This is a genomic window from Streptomyces uncialis (assembly GCF_036250755.1).
GTDB classification, from domain to species: Bacteria; Actinomycetota; Actinomycetes; order Streptomycetales; family Streptomycetaceae; genus Streptomyces; species Streptomyces uncialis.
In genome coordinates, this window is the sequence record NZ_CP109583.1 from 3,374,125 (window position 1) to 3,394,610 (window position 20,486).

Below are 20,486 nucleotides of genomic sequence, written 5' to 3' on the forward strand. Positions count from 1 at the left end.
AACGCTACCCCGCAGGGGTCTTCCCCTAACACACCGGTACGGCCTGTCGACCGCCGTCATGCCGGTCGGATGTCCAACTCGCCCCGTATCCGGCCCGGTTGCGCCTCCCGCTCCTGACCCGTCGGTCAGCGGGACCCGGCTTCCGTACGACCGCGCCGCGAGCCGTCACCCGTCCCGGATCTGTCACATCCCGGGGCGACCCGGCCCAGCGGCCCTGATCATCGCCCCGGCGGCCGTCCCGGTCACACTCCGTCACCGTCGGCGCGATCGGCGTACGCCGGCGGCCGTGCGGTCGGAGCGCGCCCCGGGAGACCCGCCGCCGTCACCGTGCGTGCCGTCGTGCGGGCATGTGACGGCCCCCCGGTCGAAGGACCGGGGGGCCGTGACGATGCGAGGGAGAAACGATCAGCCGTGCTTGGCGCGGCTCGCGGCCCGCGCGCGCTCGCGCCCGTCCAGGTTCACCTTGCGGATACGCACCGCCTCGGGAGTCACCTCGACGCACTCGTCGTCGCGGCAGAACTCCAGGGACTGCTCAAGCGACAGCTTGCGCGGCGGCACGATCGACTCGGAGACGTCCGCGTTGGACGACCGCATGTTCGTGAGCTTCTTCTCCTTGGTGATGTTCACGTCCATGTCGTCCATCCGGGAGTTCTCCCCGACGATCATGCCCTCGTACACCTCCGTACCGGGCTCGATGAAGAGGACACCGCGCTCCTGGAGGTTGGTCATCGCGAACGCGGTGACCGCGCCGGCGCGGTCCGCCACCAGGGAGCCGTTGTTCCGGGTCTTCAGCTCGCCGAACCACGGCTCGTGGCCCTCGTGGATGGAGTGCGCGATACCCGTACCGCGCGTCCCGGTCAGGAACTCCGTACGGAAGCCGATCAGACCGCGGGACGGGACGATGAACTCCATGCGCACCCAGCCGGAGCCGTGGTTCGACATGTTGTCCATCCGGCCCTTGCGGGTGCCCATGAGCTGCGTGACCGCGCCCATGTGCTCCTCGGGCACGTCGATCGTGATCCGCTCGATCGGCTCGTGGACCTTGCCGTCGACCTCCTTGGTGACGACCTGCGGCTTGCCGATGGTCAGCTCGAAGCCTTCCCGGCGCATGGTCTCCACCAGGATCGCCAGCGCCAGCTCGCCGCGGCCCTGGACCTCCCAGGTGTCGGGACGCTCGGTGGGCAGGACGCGCAGGCTGACGTTACCGACCAGCTCGCGCTCCAGGCGGTCCTTGACCAGCCGCGCGGTGACCTTGCGGTCCTTGACCACGGCGGTCGACGCGCCCTTGCCGGTCGCGCCCCGGCCGACCAGCGGCGAGTTGTTGGTACCGATGGTCATCGAGATCGCGGGCTCGTCCACCGTGATCAGCGGCAGCGCCACCGGGTTCTCGGGGTCCGCGAGGGTCTCGCCGATCATGATGTCGGGGATACCGGCGACGGCGCAGATGTCGCCGGGACCGGCGACCTCGGCGGGCTTGCGGGTCAGCGCCTCCGTCATCAGCAGCTCGCTGATCCGGACGTTCGACACGGTGCCGTCACGCTTGATCCACGCGACGGTCTGGCCCTTGCGCAGCTCGCCCTGCTCGACCCGGAGCAGCGCGATACGGCCGAGGAAGTTGTCGGCGTCCAGGTTGGTGACATGCGCCTGGAGCGGGGCCTGCTCGTCGTACGAGGGGGCCGGGATGGTGTCCAGGATCGTGGAGAAGAACGGCTCCAGGCTGGTGCTGTCCGGCGGGACCGTGCCGTTCTCCGGCTTGGTCAGCGAGGCGATGCCGTCCCGCGCGCAGGCGTAGACGATCGGGAACTCGATCTGGTCCTCGTCGGCGTCGAGGTCCAGGAAGAGGTCGTACGTCTCGTTGACGACCTCGTCGATACGGGAGTCCGGGCGGTCCGTCTTGTTGATGCAGAGGATCACGGGGAGCTTCGCGGTCAGCGCCTTGCGCAGCACGAACCGGGTCTGCGGGAGGGGGCCCTCCGACGCGTCCACCAGCAGGACGACGCCGTCGACCATCGACAGACCGCGCTCGACCTCACCGCCGAAGTCGGCGTGGCCGGGGGTGTCGATGATGTTGATGGTGATCGGGTCGCCACCGGCCTTGGGGTGGTACTTCACGGCCGTGTTCTTGGCGAGGATCGTGATCCCCTTCTCACGCTCCAGGTCGTTCGAGTCCATGACCCGGTCGTCGACATGCTGGTGCGCGGCGAAAGCTCCCGCCTGCTTGAGCATGGCGTCGACGAGTGTGGTCTTGCCGTGGTCGACGTGGGCGACGATGGCGACGTTGCGGATGTCGTGGCGCGTGGCCATATTGCGGCGCTTCTCCCGGGGTGAGTGGACGGCTGCTCGTACGACTGCTGTACGGCGCCATGCCGGGCTGGACACGCCACGGCCTCACCCCATCGTACGGGGCCCCGCGGGGGGTGGCCTCCGCGGGTCGTGGGGGACGGCGGCCACGCAGCCCGCGGGGCGGGGAGGCGGATCTGGGGGGAATCCGCTGGTCCGGGTGATTTCCGGGGGTCAATGGGGGGTGGTTCGACAGTGCAGGGCCCGTGCGGGGGGCGGCAAGGGATTTGAGGGAGTTCTGAGGGTTCTGGTGCGGACGGCCGGGGCCCCGCGCCGGTGTTCGTGCTCCGGGCGGGGCCTGGGCCGGGGGTCGCTGTTCGGCCAGGTCACGGGCCGGTGGGGGCCTGGCCCGGTCGGGTCATGGACCGGGGGCCGGTCGGGGAACGGCCGGAGGCGCTACTTCCGGCCGGGGGACTTGGCGAGGCCGATGTTCTGGTAGATCGGGGTCTCGAAGCCGAAGGCGCCCGCGTTGACGACGTTCTTGCGGACGGCGACGAGCTCGGGGCGCTGGTAGAGCGGGATCGAGCCGGCCGCCGCCCAGATACGGGCGTCGGCCTGGCGTACCAGGTCCCGCGACCGCTTCTCGTCCAGCTCGCTCGACGCCTGGTCGAGCAGCTGGTCGATGTGGTCGGTGCCGACCCGGGTGTAGTTCTGCTCCACGTTGAGCGAGCCGTCGGCGGCGGGCACGGGCTTGGCGTAGATGGGCCGGGCGTCCGTCGCGGGATAGGCGGTTCCCGGCCATGAGTACAGGGCCAGGTCGTACTGCCCGGAGGCGATGTGGTCCTTGAAGTAGCTGTCGTCCGCGACCTTCGTGGTCTCGGTGCGGATGCCGATCCGCTCCAGCATCCGGGAGATCCGCTCCCCCACGGCCCGCAGGGCCTCGGAGCCGGGTCCGGAAGGCAGGACGAACCGCAGGGTCAGCGGCTTGCCGTCCTTGGCGAGCGGTCCGGCCGCGGCCTCGGCGGGGGACGCGCCGGCGCTGGGGTCCCGGGGTGCGGCGGTGCCCTTGGGCGCGTAGGCGCCGGGGGCGCCGCCCTGCCCGATCCGCTGGGGTCCGTCCTGGCGGCGGGCCTGCTCGCCGTCCTCCCCGGCGGCCGGGGCGAACAGGGCCGCCTGACGCGCGACGGCGGTCCGCTGGGCCGCGGCGGCGGGCGCGGGGAGCGACACGGGGAGGTCGCCGGGCTTGGGGTCGTCCCGGCCCACGATGTACGCGCCGTCGGAGCCGTCCTGGCCTGATCCCGCTGCCTTGTCCGGGTCGGCCCCGGCCTTCTTCGCGTCGTCCTCCGCCTTCTCCTTGGCGTCCTTGGCGTCCTTGGTGCCCTTGACCGGGCCGCCGGGGACCCAGCCCGCGTCCGCGAGCAGGGCCCGGGCCTCGGCGGTGTCCTGCTTGCCGAGCGCGCCGCTGCTGTCGGTGTAGGCGGGCTGTCCGGCGAGCGCGAGATGGCTGCCGACGGGCTTCGCGGGCAGCCCGAGCGGCGACAGGACGACGGACGCGAGCTCGGCGCGGTCCAGCGCGCGGGCCACCGCGCGGCGGACCCGTTCGTCGGACAGGGGACCGGTGGAGCCGTTGAGGGCCAGCTGGGTGTAGGCGGGTTCCAGTGACTTGCGGACGGTGAGGTCGCGCAGTCCGGCCTGCTCGTCGGCGTACTTCTCGACGGCCTTGCGGGTACGGGCCCGGGCGAGCTGCTCCGCCTCGGCCGCCTCCTCGTCCTCACCGTGGGCGAGGGCCCAGGAACGCAGGGCCTGGCCGGGGGTGATCGCCGCGCCGGGGCCGTGGGCGAGCGGGCCGGAGGTGCCCCGGTCGCGGGCGGCGAGGGCGATCCGGCGGGCCTCACCGGGATCGACCTCGGCCAGGTCGACCTTGCCCGCGGCGAGCGCGGCGGCCCGCTTGTCGCGGGGGACGGCCCGCAGGACGAGCTTGTCGAGTTTGGCGGGGCCACCCCACCAGCGGGCGCTGCGCTGGAGGGTGGCCTCGCCCGCCTTGGTGTCGAACTTCTGCACGGCGAAGGGGCCCGCGGACACCTTCAGCTTGCCGCGCGCCCCGTCGTTGAAGCTGTCGGGGGTGCCCATCACGTCCTTGGGGTACAGCGGGGTGAACAGCGCGCGCCAGTCGGCGAAGGGCTTGGCGAAGGTGACCCGTACCTCCAGGTTGTTCGCGCCCCGGTCGATACGTTCGATGCGTTCGTAGCCCGCGTTGCGGGCCGTCCAGTACGCGGTGTCCTTGCCGGACAGGGCGCGCCACTGGGCGGCGAAGTCGTCGGCGCCGATCTCCCGGCCGTCGCTCCACACCGCCTGTTGGTTGAGCTTGTAGAGGACGACCTGGCGCGGTTCGGTCTCGACGACCTCGGCGGACTCCAGGAAGTCGGGGTCGCGCTGGGGGCGGCCCTGGGCGTCGAGACGGAACATCGCGGGCAGGGTGGCCTGGGCCACCCTGGTGGTGGCGGCGTCGGCGTCGGCCTGGAAGGCGTTGAGGGTCTCGGGGAGGGCGTCCACGGCCCAGGTGAGCGTGGCCCCGTCGGCGACCTTGTCGCGGGGGGTGAGGGCGATGTCCTGGGCGGCGGCGGGTGCCGAGGCCCGGTCGTCCGAGCTGCACGCCGTGAGGACCGGGAGCGTGAGGGCGCCCGCCGTCAGGAAGGCGACCGAGCGCATCACCGCGCGCGTGCTGAGGCCGTCGTGGGACATCCGTGTACCTCCGGGGTCGCCCGGCCCCCGGGGGTACGGCGCCTCCCGGCAGGGGTCGGTGTGATCACGTTCAGTGCGGGTGGACTGGTCGCGTCGGTGTGATTTGGCGCTGATCACATGTATGGCCGACGGCTCCACGGAACCCGAAGCGGCGCGTGCCCCGGCCACGACACGGCGACACCCGCCGGAACCTCACCCGCGCGGCGCAACGGAACCGCCGGTGCGGCGGGCGCCGTGGCGGCGGGCGCCGTGGCGGCGGAGGCGGTGTCCTGGGGCCGGGGGCACCCCCACCGGCCCCCGGGAGGACCCCACCCCCGCCAGGCCCGCACAGGACAAGTACGCCCACCCGGACAGACCTCAGCGGCGCGAGGAACCGCGCACCCACCGAGCGACGGCACAGGAACAAACACGCCCACCCGGGCAGACCTGGGGGGCGCGGGGAACCGCGCGCCCACCGAGCGACCCGCACAGGGACAAGTGCACCCACCGGTGGACCCCACGGCCGCGAGCGAGGGCGACCCGCACCGGGACAGTCACGGCCGGAGGGCGGACCCGGGGGCGCCGACCGAGGACCGACGGGAGGCGAACCGGTCAGCCACGCGAGGACCACCGAACCGCGCCGAAGGCGTTCCGCGGGTCCCCCACCTGCGCACGAACAGCCCCATCCGCACCGTGCAACCCACAAGTACCGGCCAGTGTCAAGAAAGCGCGGCCGGTGTCTTCCCAACCCGTGATGTGACACGGAACACTCACAGTCGCATGAACGTTGCCGCCCGCGACTGCGGAAGAGAGGGCAAATCATGTCAGTTCAGGATGACTTGACGGCTGTACAGCGCTGCATCGACGACCTCACACGGACCGTGGGACAGCTCACGGACCGGATCGGCCGGGAAGCACTGGAGGTCAGACGGGTCCGGACCGACGCCGCCCATCTGCGCGAGAGCGTGGAACTCCTCCGGGAGCTCATGACCGCGGGCGGCGGACCAGTCACCAGGGGCGGTGTCCCTCAGCACCGCGCCGTACCACCCCGCCCGGCCGACCGGCCGGACATCGTACGGATTCCCGACACCCCGTACGACAGCTCGCTGTGGACGGACTCGGACGACGAGGGACTCGGCGCCCGGGCCCGTCAAGCCCCCTGAGCCACCGCCGGCCCGGGGGCGATTCGAGTCCGAGTCCCGACCCGAGTGGAGTCCTCGTTGGCCACTGGCACGGAACCCCCCATCCAGCGCGGTGGTGTCCGCACGGGCACCCGCGCCGCGATCGGCGCAGCACATCTGCGGACCGATCGCTGGTGGCTCGCGCCCGCCGGAACAGCGGCCGGGCTGCTCGCCTTCATCGTCTACTCGACCTGGCGCGCGTTCGCGAACACCGACTACTACGCAGCCCCGTACGTGTCCCCGTTCTACTCCCCCTGCCTCGCCGAGAACTGCGCGCCGATGCGCGACGGGCCCAATCTGGAGATCATCGGCAGCTGGTGGGGACTGTCCCCCGCCCTGATCATCCTGGTCTTCCCGCTGGGCTTCCGGCTGACCTGCTACTACTACCGCAAGGCGTACTACCGCGGCTTCTGGGCGTCGCCGCCCGCCTGCGCGGTGGCCGAGCCGCACAAGAAGTACTCGGGTGAGACGCGCTTCCCGCTCATCCTCCAGAACCTGCACCGGTACTTCTTCTACGCGGCGCTGCTGGTCGCCGTGATCCTCACGTACGACACCGTCCTCACGTTCCGCGACGAGCACTACGCGTGGGGCCATATGGGCCTCGGTTCGCTGGTGTTCCTCGTCAACGTCGCGCTGATCTGGGCGTACACGCTGTCCTGTCACTCCTGCCGCCATATCGTCGGCGGCCGGCTGAAGCACTTCTCGAAGCACCCGGTGCGCTACCGGCTGTGGGGCTGGGTCGGCAGACTCAACGCCCGTCATATGCAGCTCGCATGGGCGTCCCTGGTGAGTGTGGGACTCGCCGACTTCTATGTGTATCTCCTGGCCAGTGGTGCTTTTGACGATCCGAGGTTGTTCTGATGGTTCAGGTGGAACGGCAGCAGTGGGACGTCGTCGTGGTCGGCGCCGGTGGCGCCGGGCTGCGGGCGGCGATCGAGGCCCGTGAACAGGGGCTGCGCACCGCGGTGATCTGCAAGTCGCTGTTCGGCAAGGCGCACACGGTCATGGCCGAGGGCGGTATCGCGGCGGCGATGGGCAATGTGAACTCCGGCGACAACTGGAAGGTCCACTTCCGGGACACGATGCGCGGCGGGAAGTTCCTCAACCAGTGGCGGATGGCCGAACTGCACGCCCAGGAGGCCCCCGACCGGGTATGGGAACTGGAGACCTGGGGCGCGCTCTTCGACCGGACCCGGGACGGCCGGATCTCCCAGCGGAACTTCGGCGGCCACGAGTACCCGAGACTCGCCCATGTCGGCGACCGTACGGGCCTTGAGCTGATCCGCACCCTCCAGCAGAAGATCGTCTCCCTCCAGCAGCACGCGGCGCTGGAGTCCGGCGACCACGAGTGCTGTCTGAAGGTCTACCAGGAGTGCACGGTCACCCGGGTGCTGAAGGGCCCGGACGGCAAGGTCGCGGGGGTCTTCTGCTACGAGCGGGAGACCGGGCGGTTCTTCGTGATCGAGGCACCGGCGGTGATCATCGCGACCGGCGGGATCGGCAAGTCCTTCAAGGTCACCTCGAACTCATGGGAGTACACGGGCGACGGGCACGCGCTCGCGCTGCTCGCGGGGGCTCCGCTGCTGAACATGGAGTTCGTGCAGTTCCATCCGACGGGCATGGTCTGGCCGCCGTCGGTGAAGGGCATCCTCGTCACGGAGTCGGTGCGCGGGGACGGCGGGGTGCTGCGCAACTCCGAGGGCAAACGGTTCATGTTCGACTACATCCCGGACGTCTTCAAGGAGAAGTACGCGCAGACGGAGGCGGAGGGCGACCGCTGGTACGAGGACCCGGACCACAACCGCCGGCCACCTGAGCTCCTCCCCCGCGACGAGGTGGCCCGGGCGATCAACTCCGAGGTCAAGGCGGGCCGGGGCTCCCCGCACGGCGGGGTCTTCCTCGATGTGTCCACCCGGATGCCCGCGGAGGCCATCCGGCGGCGGCTGCCGTCCATGTACCACCAGTTCAAGGAGCTGGCGGACGTCGACATCACGGCCGAGCCGATGGAGGTCGGTCCGACCTGTCACTACGTGATGGGCGGGATCGCCGTCGAGTCGGACACGGCCGCGGCCCGGGGCGTGCCGGGACTGTTCGCCGCGGGTGAGGTCGCGGGCGGGATGCACGGCTCCAACCGCCTCGGCGGCAACTCCCTCTCCGACCTGCTGGTCTTCGGCCGCCGCGCGGGGCTGCACGCGGCGCGGTACGCGGCCCGCTTCAAGGACGAACGCCCGGTCGCGGACGAGGCCCAGATCAGCGCGGCGGTGGAGGAGGCCCTGCGCCCCTTCGGCGCGGGGGAGGCGTCGGGTGCGTCCGGTACGACCCGCGCGGCCGGTACGACCGGCAGGCCGGGTGCGGCCGGGCCGGAGAACCCGTACACGCTGCACCAGGAGCTCCAGCAGACGATGAACGACCTGGTCGGCATCATCCGGCGCGAGGGCGAGATGGCCGACGCGCTGGAGCGGCTGGCGGATCTGCGGGTCCGGGCCCGCGACGTGGTCGTGGAGGGGCACCGGCAGTTCAACCCGGGCTGGCACCTCGCGCTCGACCTGCGGAACATGCTGCTGGTCAGCGAGTGCGTGGCGCGGGCCGCCCTCGAACGCACCGAGAGCCGGGGCGGCCACACCCGCGAGGACCGTCCCGGGATGGATCGCGCCTGGCGGAACGTGAACCTGCTGTGCGCCCTCACCGACCCGTCCGGGGCGGAGCAGGCCGGCGATCCGCGCCGTCCCCGGATCGAGCTGTCCCGGGTGGAGACGGAACCCATCCGCCCCGACCTGCTGGCCCTCTTCGACAAGGAGGAGCTGGTCAAGTACCTCGCCGAAGAGGAGCTGTACGAGTGACGACCACCGCATCCACCAGTTATGAGGCGCTCTTCCGGGTCTGGCGGGGGGACACCGGCGGCGGTGAGCTCACCGACTTCCGGGTGGAGGTGAACGAGGGCGAGGTGGTCCTGGACATCATCCACCGGCTCCAGGCCACCCAGGCCCCCGACCTCGCGGTCCGCTGGAACTGCAAGGCGGGCAAGTGCGGGTCGTGCAGCGCCGAGATCAACGGGCGGCCGCGGCTGCTGTGCATGACCCGGATGTCGGTCTTCTCCCGTACGGAGACGATCACGGTGACCCCGCTGCGGGCGTTCCCCGTGGTCCGGGACCTGGTGACCGACGTGGGGTTCAACTACACCAAGGCCCGGGAGATCCCGTCGTTCGTGCCGCCCCCGGACCTGGCCCCCGGTGAGTACCGGATGCTCCAGGAGGATGTCGACCGGTCGCAGGAGTTCCGCAAGTGCATCGAGTGCTTCCTGTGCCAGGACACCTGCCATGTGGTCCGCGACCACGAGGAGAACAAGACGGCGTTCGCCGGTCCGCGGTTCCTGATGCGGGTCGCCGAGCTGGACATGCATCCCCTGGACGCGGCCGACTCCGCCGGGCTCGACCGCAAGGCCACGGCGCAGGACGAGCACGGGCTCGGTTACTGCAACATCACCAAGTGCTGCACGGAGGTCTGCCCGGAGGGCATCAAGATCACGGACAATGCGCTGATCCCGCTGAAGGAACGGGCAGCGGATCGTAAGTACGATCCGCTGGTGTGGTTGGGGAACAAGATCCGGCGGCGGGGGGAATAGGGGGGCGGGTCGCCTTCGCTTGCGCTTTTCAGGTCTGTCCGGCTGGGCGAACTTCGTTCCTGTGCTGTCGTTCGTGGGGTGCGCAGTTCCCCGCGGGTCGCCTTCGCTTGCGCTTCGGAGGTCTGTCCGGCGTGACGCGCTTGTCCCTGTGCCGTCGCTCGGTGGGTTTTGCGCAGTTCCCCGCGCCCCTGTCGGGGCGCGTTCTGTCGGTTCTTCGGGTCGGTGCCGGTCGGGATTCTCCGTCCTCGCTCCAACGCGCTCGGTCGGACGTCCCCCTTGTCCTGCTGAAGAGCATCGGAGTCTGCGGGCAGAGATTCCCGCCCACCCCCTTACGTGAGTCCTGCGACTGCGCGAGGAGGAGGGTGAAAAACAACCTCAGGAGGCTGAAGCGCCCCCAAAGGGGCGCGGGGAACTGCGCGAAACCACCGAGCGACGGCACAGGAAACAAGTGCGCCCAGCACAAGAAACCCGGGGGCGCGGGGAACCGCGCACCCACGAACGACCTGTGCGGGAGCAAGGGCGCCCACCCGGGCAGACCTCGGAAGCGCGAGCGAAGGCAGGCCACCTTGCCCGACAGGGGCCGCCCGCCTAGGGTGAATGCGCTTACAAAGCGCGTGTACTGCGCATTCGGTTCGAACAGGCAGGCGGTCGGTCGGGTGAGCACAGTCCCCACGGTGTACGACGTCGCGGAGCGCTCGGGTGTCTCCATCGCGACGGTGTCACGGGTGTACCGCAACCCGGACTCCGTACGGCAGCAGACCCGGGACCGGGTGCTCGCCGCCGCCCGCGAACTGGGCTACGTACCGAGCGGGAACGCCCGGGGGCTGGCGAGCCGGTCGACCGGCGTCCTCGGACTCTGCTTCCCGGACTCCTCCGACCCCGACACCGAGTCGGAGGCGGGGGAATCGGACGACGACGACGCCGCGATGCTGTACTCGGACCAGATCATCCGCGGGATGGAACGCGCCGCCCGGCGCCACGGCTACGCGCTGCTGATCGCCGCCTCGCTCAAGGTCGGGCCGGAGAGCCTGGTCGCCAAGGTCGCGGGCCGGGTGGACGGCTTCGCCGTACTGGCGCGGACCGTGCCCACCGAGGACCTGGAGGTCATGTCCCGGCGGCTGCCGGTCGTGATGCTCGCCGGTCCCCGTGAGTCCGAGCAGCTCGATCATCTCGACCACATCGAGGTCGCCAACGAGTACGGCGAGCGCGAGCTCACCCGGCACCTCCTGGCAGATCACGGACTGAGCCGGCTCGCGTTCATCGGCAGCGCCGAGGACTCCCCGGACGTCGCGGCCCGCTTCCGGGGCTACCGTGCGGCATGCGCGGCGGCGGGGGTCCCCGTGGGGGACGTACCCGATCTGCGGGCGCCGACGATGACCCAGGCGGAGGGCGCACGGGCCGCCGACGCGCTGCTCGACCGCGCCGCCGCCGAAGGCACGCCCCCACCGCAGGGCATGCTCTTCGCCAACGACCAGATGGCCGTCGGCGCGTTGCATGCCCTGGAACGCCGGGGCGTGCGGGTCCCGGACGACATCGCCGTGACCGGTTTCGACGGCATCCCGCTGAGCCGTCTCGTCCGCCCCGCCCTCACCACCGTCCGCCAGCCGATGCGGCGGATGGGCGAGGCCGCCGTCGAGCTGCTCGTCCAGCGGCTGGCCGGACGGAACGGGACGGGGACGGGCGCCGGGAGCGATCTGACGGTGCGGCCCGGGGTACCGGTGTCGCTGATGCTTCCCGTGTCGGTGGCCCGCCGGGCGAGCTGCGGCTGCGGCTGACCCGCCCGGGAGACCCCGGCGGCGGTTGTCGGGAGGCCCGTGAGCAGCGGTCGACGGTCAGGGCTTCTCGTCCGCGACCAGCCAGGTGGCGAAGAACCGGCGGCGTGCGGCGTCCAGCGCGGCGTACTCGGAACGGGTCCCCGGGTGCTCGAAGTGCCCGGCCGTCAGCACATGCAGTTCCCGGGGCCCGGCGAGGGCGTTGTACACCGCGAACTGTCCCGGCGGCGGCACCGCCGGGTCGAACAGCGCGGGGGCGACGAGGGTGGGGGTCCGCAGCCGGGTCGCCGCCGTCGCCGCGTCGTACCAGCGGAGGACCTCCGTCACCCCGGGGTGCCCGGCCCGATGGGCGCGGACCGCCTCGCCGCTGCCCACGCACGGCAGTGTCAGCCGCAGCGGATGGTTCCCGAAGGTGGGCACGGTGAGCTGGGCCGCCCCGAACCGCTCGTCCCACGGCAGGGCCAGCGCCCCGAGCCCCCCGCCGAAGCTCTCCCCCACGTACCCGAGGCGCGGGGCACCGGGCCCGGCCAGCTCCGGTACCAGTTCCAGCAGCGCGGACGCCGCGCACCACAGGTCGGCGACGCAGTCACCGAGCACATAGGTGTCCCGTGCCGAGATCCCGTGCAGGACATGGGCGTCGGCGGTGTCCGGGATGCCCGGCAGCCGTCCGAGGCGGCCCATCCCCCGGACACAGGGCAGCAGGGCGGCGGCCCCGGCGAGCGGCAGCGGGAGCTCCGGCGCGGGGGTGTCCCGGCCCCCGTACCCGTGCCCGATCACGAATCCGTGGGTGACGGCCCGCCCGTCGGCGGGCAGCACCAGCCAGCCGCCGGTCCGGATGCCTCCGGTGGAGGCGTAGGTGACCCGGCGTACGCGGACGCCGTGCCGTTCGTCCTCCACCTCCACCGGACCGACCCGGGGCTCCGGCGCGACCGCTCGCGCCGCCGCGTACCGCGCCCGCCAGAACGCGTCGAACCCGGCGGGCGCCGGGGGCGCGGAGACACCGAGCAGCCGGGCCGGCGTGTAGCCGTAGGCCGGGTCGAAGGGGAATCCGTGCGCGAACCCCGGAACCTCGGATCCGGTGGAGTGGTCCGGGGGGCCGGGGTCGGCGGCCGGTTCGGGGCGGGGTTCGGGGGCGGGCATGGTCGGAGCGTAGGTCCCGGCCGGGGGGAAGGGTCGGCGGGGGGCGGCGGGGGTGTGGATCACCTTGCCCGTCCTGGGCTGGGCTGGACTGGGCTGTCCTGGGCTGAATCGCTCGGCGGGAACGGGGTCCGGCTCCGGCCGGGTGGCGGGGACGTCAGCGGTGCCGGATCTCGTAGCCCGCCTCCTCGACCGCCGCGCGGACCTCCGTGAGCGGCAGGGGGCGGTCGCTGGTGACCGTCACGGTTCCGGCCTCGACCGCCACGGACACCCCGGTCACCCCGGCGATCCGGGACACCTCCTCGGTGATCAGGTCCGCGCAGTTGCCGCAGACCATGCCCGGTACGGCGTACGTGACGGACCGGGTCACCGTTCCCCCTCGACCGGCCCGGGCAGCGCGCGGGTGAGCTGATGGGCCCGGCGCATCCGGCCGTCCGGGGCGAAGTCCCCGATGAAGTGCACCTCGGTGGCGAGGGTCCGGCCCTTGCGCATCCGGGCGTGCAGGGTGAACCGCGCCGCTACCCGCGATCCGACCGCGAGCACCTCATGCATCTCGTACCGGCACTCGACGGCGTTCCTGCGGACCGGGCGCATATGCGCGACCAGCCGTTCCCTGGTCAGCGCGATCCCATCGCTGATCTGCACGATGTCCGGGGTGAAGTGCCGGTCGACCGGTCCCCCGGGATCGTCGTCGCCGCTGAGGACGTCCTCCGTCAGCGAGGCGAAGAACTCGGTCAGGAACCGTTCGGGTTCGGTGGCCAGGAGGTCGGGCACGGTCATCGGGAGCTCCGTCGGGCTGGGGCTGGGGCAGAGTTCGGGTCGGCGCGCGATCTCTTACATGCATGTAAGAGGTGCGCGAGTAGTAAGGTATGCGCGGGAATCAACTTTGACAAGGGTGTAAGAATTCATGCCGTCCACCGCTTCTCCCGCCCCCCGGCCCCGACGGGCCGACGCCGAACGCAGCCGGGCGGCCGTCCTCGACGCGGCGACCGCCCTGCTCGCCGAGCGGCCGGACGCCGGCATGCGCGACATCGCCGCGGCGGCGGGTGTGACCCGCCAGACGGTCTACGCCCACTTCGCCTCCCGGGACGCACTGGTCGGCGCGGTGACGGAACGGGTCACCGGTGAGGCGGTCGCCGCGATGGACGAGGCGGGGCTGGAGGAGGGCCCGGCGGCGGAGGCGCTGACGCGGCTCCAGGACATCGGCTGGCGGCTGTTCCGCCGGAACCCGGTCGTGATCCAGGCGGGCACGGACCCCGTCCGGGGCGGTTCCGGCGAGACGCTGCACGAGCCCGTCGACGCCCGGCTCACCCGGCTCGTCGAACGGGGCCAGCGGGACGGGGAGTTCGACCCCGCTCCCCCGGCGGCGTGGCTGGTCGCCGTGGTGACCGCGCTGGGCCATGCGGCGGGCCACGAGGTCGCGGCGGGGCGGATGTCGGCGGACGAGGGCGCGGACGCGCTGCGCACCGCGACGCTCCGCGCCCTCGGCGCCCCGCCGTCCGTCCCGGGGGACGCCCCTTCGCCCCCCTGACCCCGGGTACCGTCACCGCCGCACGCACCCCGGACGGGCACGCCGCACGGACGAGCACGAGCGGGGTACGCCCACCTCCCACCTCGGTCCGCCTCCCGCCCCGGTCCGCCTTGGGTGCGCGCCCGTTCCCGCGCCCCTGGTCCCTCACGGGTTCGTCCACCTGCCCTAGGCCGGTCCCGCGCTGGTGAGTCCGCTTACCCCGGGCCGGTCCCGTGCGGGTGCGCGGTCCCTCGCGCCCCTGAGGTCTTCGACGGTGAACCCACTTGTTCCCATGCGGGCCTGACGGGGGTGCGCAGTTCCCCGCGCCCCTCCGGGGCCCCTCGCCCCGCCTCTTCGGACGCGCTGGCCAAGGCCGCAGCCGCTGGGCCCACTTGCCGCAGACCGGTCCCGTGCGAGTGCGCGAATTCCTCGCGCCCCTGAGGTCATGGACGGTGAACGCACTTGCTCCCGTGCGGGCCCGACGGGGGTGCGCAGTTCCCCGCGCCCCCTTCGGGGGCCCATGCCCCGCCTCTTCGGGGGCGCACGCCAGGGCCGCCGCCGCTGGGCCCACCCGCCCGGGGCCGGTTTCGCCCGGGTGCGCGAGCCCGCGCCCATTCGGGCACGCGCGGGGGCTACTTGCGTAGTTCCATGATGTGTCCGCTCGCGGCGAAGGACTCGTTGCCCTCCAGCTTTCCCGACTTCGTCTCGACGAGGGCGAAGCCCTCCCGCTCGTAGAGCGCGAGGGCGGCGGCGTTGCCCACCAGGACCGTGGTCCCGATCCGGGGACCGCCCCGCTCCACGGCATACCGCAGCAGCCGCGCACCGATGCCCCGGCGGTACGCGGCCGGGTCGACGTACAGCCAGGTGACCTCGTCGTCGGCCAGCGCCACGAATCCGGCGACGCGGCCGTCCGGTTCCTCCGCCACCCAGACCTCACCGTCGAAGAGCCCCTCGGTCTCGGCGGTCCGCTCCAGGGTGAGGAACGCCTCGACCCCGACGGAGTCGCGCAGCTCGTCCAGCCGGGCGGCGTCATGGATACGAGCGACGGCCTCCCAGTCACGGCCCTCGTAGTGACGGATGCGTACGGGGTGCTCACCAGCGCGCGTCGGCTTCATGGGCGCAGGATCACCGCGGGCCGACCTCCCCGCAAAGGCTTTTCCCGCGCCCCGACCTGTACCCCGGACGGCGCCCCGGACAGCCCCACGGCCCGCGCACCGCAGTCCGCGCACCGCCCGTCATCCGAGCCACCGAGCACGCGCACCCCCGCACCGGCTACTCCCCGGGACCGCCCCGGCTACACCCCGGCACCGTACGGCCACCGTCCGGACCTGCGGAAAGAGGGCGCCGCAGAAGCGTTTTGCGCCACATTCCCTTTCGGTACGTAAACATCCCGCCTAGCGTGCAAGGTGCATATATCTGCCCGTCCGGACCTCCACCCCCACACCGGCCCCCCACCATGCGATCACCTCCGCCGCACACCCCCACCGACCCACCCGGCCTCCGTTACCGGAGTGTGATGTGAAGCCCCCTTGCGTATCCCCGAGCGACTGTCGCAGAGTGATGTATGCGCTTACAGACAGCGCATACATCCGGACCGGCATCCGGGGTATCCGCAAGACATTCAGGGGTCTTCGGAGGAAGCAGTCAGGGATGCCAGGTACGTCCGGGAAGCTCAAGGAGGAGCCGTCCATGCACCGCGCCGCCAGAACCGCCACGGTCGCCATCGCCCTTGCGACGGCGTTCGGAATCACCGCTTGCGGAAGCTCGGGGGGTGAGGGTGTGGCCGCCGACGCGAAGCAGACCCTGACCGTCTGGGCCATGGGCGCCGAGGGCGAGAAGCTCGGGGATGTCGCCAAGGAGTACACCAAGGCGAACCCGAACGTGAACGTCAAGGTCACGCCCGTCGGCTGGGACGTCGCCCACCAGAAGCTGGTCTCGGCCGCCGCCGCGGGCACCCTGCCCGACATCGCGCAGATGGGCGGGACCTACATGGGCGAGTTCGCCGAGATCGGTGCGCTGGAGCCCGTCGACACCAAGGTGTTCGACGAGAAGGACTTCTTCCCGGCGAGCTGGGAGCAGGGCGTCGTGGACGGCGAGGTGTACGGCGTGCCGTGGTACGTCGACACCCGTGTCCTCTACTACCGCACCGACCTGGCGAAGGAGGCGGGCATCGACAAGGCGCCCGCCACCTGGTCCGAGCTCCGGTCGGCCGCCGAGGCCTACCAGGACAAGGCCGGCACCAAGTGGGGCCTGAACATCCAGCCGAGCGGTCTGGACACCGTGCAGTCCTTCTACCCCTTCCTGTACTCGTCGGGCGGCGAGATCATCGACAAGGACGGCAAGGCGGTCATCGACAGCCCCGCCGCGGTCAAGGCCTTCGAGGAGTACGGGACGTACTTCGACAAGGGCCTGGCCAAGAAGAGCGTCCAGCCCGGCTATGACGTGACCAAGGACTTCAACAAGGGCGATGTGCCCATGTTCTTCTCCGGCCCCTGGATCATGACGCTCCTCAACGACCAGTACCCGGACCTGGCCGGCAAGTGGGCCGTCGCCAAGGTCCCGGCCGGTGAGAAGTCCGTGTCCATGGCCGGTGGCTCCAGCCTGGTGATCTCCAAGGACAGCGACAACAAGGCCGCCGCCAAGGAGTTCATCACGTACCTGACGGACACCAAGGGCCAGGAGGACTGGTTCAAGCGGACCAGCGACCTGCCCGCCGCCACCGCCGCCTGGGAGTCCGGCCCCCTCGCCGAGGACCCGAACCTCCAGGTCTTCCGCGAGCAGATGGAGACGGCGAAGAACTCGCCCCCGCTGCCCCAGTGGTCGGAGATCACCTCGAAGGTCGACTCGGCCGTCGAGGCCGTGACCCAGGGCAAGGAGTCCGCCGAGGACGCGGCGAAGAAGGCCCAGTCCGAGGTCGAAGGTCTCGTGAAGTAGCCGTCATGAGCACCACGACCGGACCGGCCGCGTCCGACGCGGCCAAGACGGCACCGGGGCCGGGCGGCAAGCCCGGCCCGCGGGGCCCGTCGACCACGCGCAAGGACGGCGGACGCGGCAAGCCGCGCCTGGGTGTGCAGAACCTCGCCGGCTGGCTGTTCTCCACCCCCTTCCTCGTCCTCTTCACGGTCTTCATGGCCTTCCCGATCCTCGCGACGCTCCTCATGAGCTTCACCGACTTCGGGCTGCGCAATGTGACCAACCCGCTGGACGCCGAGTTCATCGGCTTCGAGAACTACACGAAGCTCTTCAGCGACGAGAAGTTCCTCAAGTCCCTCTTCAACACGGGCTACTTCGTCGTCGTCGGTGTCCCGCTCACCATCGGGCTCGGCCTGCTGGTCGCCGTGCTCCTCAACAACGGGATCGACCGGGCGCGCACCTTCTTCCGGGTCGGCTTCTACGCCCCCGTGGTCACCTCCATCGTGGCCGTCGCCGTGGTGTGGCGCTTCGTCCTCGACCCCGCCGACGGACTGGTCGCCGGGCTCGCCTCCGAGGTCGGGCTCACCGCTCCGGACTTCCTCGGTGACGAGAAGCTCGCGATGCCCTCACTGATCCTGATGGCCGTGTGGCGGAACATGGGCACCGTCATGGTGCTGTTCATCGCCGGACTCCAGGCCATCCCCACCGAGGTGAGGGAAGCGGCGAAGCTGGACGGCGCCGGGCCCTGGCACGAGTTCCGCCGGATCACCCTCCCCCTGCTGCGGCCCACCATGCTGTACGCGACCGTGATCACCACGATCGGCTACCTCAACGTCTTCGAGGAACCCTTCGTGATGACCCAGGGCGGCCCCTCGGACAGCACGCTCACCGTCTCGCTGAACATGTACCGCGAGGGCTTCAACTTCTTCCACATGGGTTATGCGAGCGCGATGGCGTACGTCCTCTTCGTAGTGATCATGGGCATCACCGTGCTCCAGCTCCGGCTGCTGAAGGACAACACCAAATGAGCACCGCGACGCGTCCCCCCGCCGCTCCCCCACCGCCCGCCGCCCCCGGGCCCGGCGCCTCCAAGGCCGCGGGACCCTCCCGGGGGACCGGCTCCCGGCTGAAGAGGCCGCTGCTCTATCTGCTGGTCTCGCTGGGTCTGCTGATCATGGCGGCCCCCTTCCTGTGGATGGCGCTGTCCGCCTTCAAGACCGACCAGGACCTCACGGCGTCCCCGCCGGTGTGGCTGCCCACCGAGTGGACGCTCGGGAACTTCGAGCGGCTGCTCGACCGGCTGGACCTGCCGCGCTACTTCCTGAACTCCCTGCTGGTGGCGACCCTGGTCACCGTCTCCAACCTGGTCTTCTGCTCGATGCTCGGCTACGCGCTGGCCAAGCTGCACTTCGCGGGACGCAACAAGGTCTTCGGGCTGGTCCTCGGCGCGCTGATGGTGCCCGGCAATCTGATGCTGCTGCCGCTGTTCGTCCTCATGAGCAAGCTCCAGCTCATCGACACCTACGCCGCGCTCGTCCTGCCCTTCGCGGCGGGCGCCTTCGGGGTCTTCCTGATGCGGCAGTTCATGCAGTCGATCCCGGACGAGCTGCTCGAAGCGGCCCGGATGGACGGCGCCGGCGAGTGGTACATCTTCTGGCGGATCGTGATGCCGCTGGTGAAGCCCGCCCTCGCGACGCTGACGATCTTCACCTTCCTCGGGTCCTGGAACAACTTCGTGTGGCCGCTGATCGCCACCAACGACCCCGACAAGTACACCCTTCCGGTGGCACTGGCCACCTTCGCCACCGACCCCAACCAGTCGGCGGGCTCCAACGGCATGCTGATGGCCGGGTCCTTCCTGATCGTCCTGCCGGTGCTGCTCGTCTTCGCCGTACTGCAACGCCACTTCACCCAGGGCATCGCGACCGCGGGCATGAAGTAGCCCACCGACCCTTCCCAGCCCCCCGCACACCGGGCTGACGCCCGCCGCCGGCCGGGCCCCGCCCGCTTCCATCAGAGAGACAGGACGATGACGCACGCCCCGACACGGTTCCCCGAAGGCTTTCTCTGGGGGGCGTCCACCGCCGCCCACCAGATCGAAGGCAACAACGTGAACAGCGACTGGTGGCGCAAGGAGCACAGCGGCACCTCCCACATCCAGGAGCCCAGCCTCGACGCCGCCGACAGCTACCACCGCTGGCGCGAGGACATGGACCTGCTCGCGGAACTCGGCTTCACCGACTACCGCTTCAGCATCGAGTGGGCCCGGATCGAGCCCGCGCCCGGCCGCTTCTCGCACGCCGAGCTGGCCCACTACCGGCGCATGGTCGACGGAGCCATCGAGCGCGGGCTGCGCCCGATGGTGACCCTGCACCACTTCACCGTCCCGCAGTGGTTCGAGGACCTGGGCGGCTTCACCGCCGACAGGGCCGTCGAGCTCTTCACCCGCTATGTCGAGGCCACCGCGCCCGTCATCGCCGAGGGTGTCGACCACGTCTGCACCATCAACGAGCCGAACATGATCGCCGTGATGGCCGGAGCGGCGAAGGCCGGGAACACCGGCTTCCCGCCGGCCGGGCTGCCGACCCCGGACGAGGAGACGACCGACGCGATCATCGCCGTCCATCACGCGGCCGTGAAGGCCGTGAAGGCCATCAACCCCGACATCAACGTCGGCTGGACCATTGCCAATCAGGTGTACCAGTCGCTGGTCGGCGCCGAGGAGGTCACCGCGGCCTACCGGCACCCCCGCGAGGACGTCTTCATCGAGGCCGCCCGCGGTGACGACTGGATCGGCGTCCAGTCCTACACCCGCACCCGGATCGGGCTCGACGGCCCGCTCCCCGCGCCCGCGGACGTGGAGCGGACCCTGACTTCCTGGGAGTACTACCCCGCCGCCGTCGGGTACGCGCTGCGTCACACCGCGGCGGTCGTGGGCGACGTACCCCTCATCGTCACCGAGAACGGGATCGCCACGGCCGACGACAGCCGACGGCTGGACTACATGAAGGGCGCGCTCGCGGAGGTCGAGGCCGGGCTGCGCGACGGGCTCGACATCCGTGGCTACCTCCACTGGAGCGCGCTCGACAACTACGAGTGGGGCTCCTTCAAGCCGACGTTCGGGCTGATCTCCTACGACCCGGTAACCTTCGAGCGGACCGCCAAGCCCTCCGCCGAGTGGCTCGGCGGGCTCGGACGCACCCGGGAGTTCCCCTCCGCGTAGTCCCGCGAGGGTCTGCGGGACCCGGGGGCCTTCGCCGCCGGGTGCGGGCGGGACCGCCGCCGCACCCGGGGCGCCGACAGCCCCCGTACCGGCAGGCCCCCGGACATCCGTCGCCCGCCCGCACGGC

16 protein-coding genes are annotated in these 20,486 nt (G+C 71.2%); 10 read left to right on the plus strand and 6 right to left on the minus strand.

Features of this window, described 5'->3' with window-relative positions:
* Positions 1-405 precede the first annotated feature (405 nt).
* Together typA and OG711_RS13725 are read right to left on the minus strand one after the other, a co-directional pair.
* Positions 406-2,304 carry a translational GTPase TypA gene (typA, locus tag OG711_RS13720; RefSeq protein ID WP_073784581.1) on the minus strand — a complete coding sequence of 633 codons (1,899 nt, stop codon included), beginning with the start codon at positions 2,302-2,304 and terminating at the stop codon, positions 406-408.
* 432 nt (positions 2,305-2,736) lie between these two features.
* Positions 2,737-5,022 (minus strand): ABC transporter family substrate-binding protein, encoded by a 2,286-nt coding sequence (locus OG711_RS13725; protein WP_266508163.1) that lies wholly within the window; start codon positions 5,020-5,022, stop codon positions 2,737-2,739.
* A gap of 800 nt (positions 5,023-5,822) precedes the next feature.
* Here OG711_RS13725 and OG711_RS13730 point away from each other — a divergent pair.
* The 5 genes from OG711_RS13730 (at position 5,823) to OG711_RS13750 (ending at position 11,579) form a co-directional block, all read left to right on the plus strand.
* Positions 5,823-6,164, plus strand: coding sequence for a hypothetical protein (locus OG711_RS13730; RefSeq protein ID WP_073784577.1), 342 nt, complete (start codon positions 5,823-5,825; stop codon positions 6,162-6,164).
* A gap of 57 nt (positions 6,165-6,221) precedes the next feature.
* Entirely contained in the window at positions 6,222-7,043 is an 822-nt protein-coding gene (locus OG711_RS13735; protein ID WP_073784575.1) for a hypothetical protein, read from the plus strand.
* On the plus strand, positions 7,043-9,022 hold the full coding sequence (locus OG711_RS13740; protein WP_329559356.1) for a fumarate reductase/succinate dehydrogenase flavoprotein subunit: 1,980 nt from the start codon (positions 7,043-7,045) through the stop codon (positions 9,020-9,022). Before OG711_RS13735 ends, OG711_RS13740 begins: the two co-directional genes overlap by 1 nt.
* On the plus strand, positions 9,019-9,804 hold the full coding sequence (locus OG711_RS13745; RefSeq protein WP_073784571.1) for a succinate dehydrogenase/fumarate reductase iron-sulfur subunit: 786 nt from the start codon (positions 9,019-9,021) through the stop codon (positions 9,802-9,804). Before OG711_RS13740 ends, OG711_RS13745 begins: the two co-directional genes overlap by 4 nt.
* Positions 9,805-10,460: 656 nt before the next feature.
* Complete coding sequence (locus tag OG711_RS13750; RefSeq protein ID WP_073785580.1) at positions 10,461-11,579, plus strand: LacI family DNA-binding transcriptional regulator; 1,119 nt, start codon at positions 10,461-10,463, stop codon at positions 11,577-11,579.
* Between the two features lie 57 nt (positions 11,580-11,636).
* Here the strand turns inward: OG711_RS13750 and OG711_RS13755 are convergent, their stop codons facing one another.
* The 3 genes from OG711_RS13755 to OG711_RS13765 form a co-directional block, all read right to left on the minus strand.
* Complete coding sequence (locus tag OG711_RS13755) at positions 11,637-12,716, minus strand: acetylxylan esterase (protein WP_329559357.1); 1,080 nt, start codon at positions 12,714-12,716, stop codon at positions 11,637-11,639.
* Between the two features lie 154 nt (positions 12,717-12,870).
* A complete protein-coding gene (locus OG711_RS13760) occupies positions 12,871-13,083 on the minus strand; it encodes a heavy-metal-associated domain-containing protein (RefSeq protein WP_329559358.1) in 213 nt (70 codons plus the stop codon).
* Positions 13,080-13,493, minus strand: a complete 414-nt coding sequence (locus OG711_RS13765) for a nuclear transport factor 2 family protein (RefSeq protein ID WP_073784569.1) — start codon at positions 13,491-13,493, stop codon at positions 13,080-13,082. The genes OG711_RS13760 and OG711_RS13765 overlap by 4 nt, the downstream gene beginning before the upstream one ends.
* A 127-nt stretch (positions 13,494-13,620) precedes the next feature.
* Between OG711_RS13765 and OG711_RS13770 the strand changes: the two genes are divergently transcribed.
* Positions 13,621-14,244 carry a TetR/AcrR family transcriptional regulator gene (locus OG711_RS13770; RefSeq protein WP_329559359.1) on the plus strand — a complete coding sequence of 208 codons (624 nt, stop codon included), beginning with the start codon at positions 13,621-13,623 and terminating at the stop codon, positions 14,242-14,244.
* 611 nt (positions 14,245-14,855) lie between these two features.
* On the opposite strand, the gene OG711_RS13775 is transcribed toward OG711_RS13770, so the two are convergent.
* Positions 14,856-15,338, minus strand: a complete 483-nt coding sequence (locus OG711_RS13775; protein WP_266508177.1) for a GNAT family N-acetyltransferase — start codon at positions 15,336-15,338, stop codon at positions 14,856-14,858.
* Positions 15,339-15,912: 574 nt separating this feature from the next.
* On the opposite strand from OG711_RS13775, the gene OG711_RS13780 reads away from it, so the two are divergent.
* From OG711_RS13780 to OG711_RS13795, 4 genes are all read left to right on the plus strand, one after another.
* Complete coding sequence (locus OG711_RS13780; RefSeq protein ID WP_266510393.1) at positions 15,913-17,157, plus strand: sugar ABC transporter substrate-binding protein; 1,245 nt, start codon at positions 15,913-15,915, stop codon at positions 17,155-17,157.
* Positions 17,158-17,162: 5 nt separating this feature from the next.
* Positions 17,163-18,164 (plus strand): carbohydrate ABC transporter permease, encoded by a 1,002-nt coding sequence (locus OG711_RS13785; protein ID WP_266508179.1) that lies wholly within the window; start codon positions 17,163-17,165, stop codon positions 18,162-18,164.
* The gene (locus tag OG711_RS13790; RefSeq protein WP_329559360.1) at positions 18,161-19,078 is read left to right on the plus strand and encodes a carbohydrate ABC transporter permease; all 918 of its coding nucleotides are present in this window, start codon (positions 18,161-18,163) and stop codon (positions 19,076-19,078) included. Before OG711_RS13785 ends, OG711_RS13790 begins: the two co-directional genes overlap by 4 nt.
* Before the next feature lie 87 nt (positions 19,079-19,165).
* Entirely contained in the window at positions 19,166-20,359 is a 1,194-nt protein-coding gene (locus tag OG711_RS13795; protein ID WP_329559361.1) for a glycoside hydrolase family 1 protein, read from the plus strand.
* Positions 20,360-20,486 lie beyond the last annotated feature (127 nt).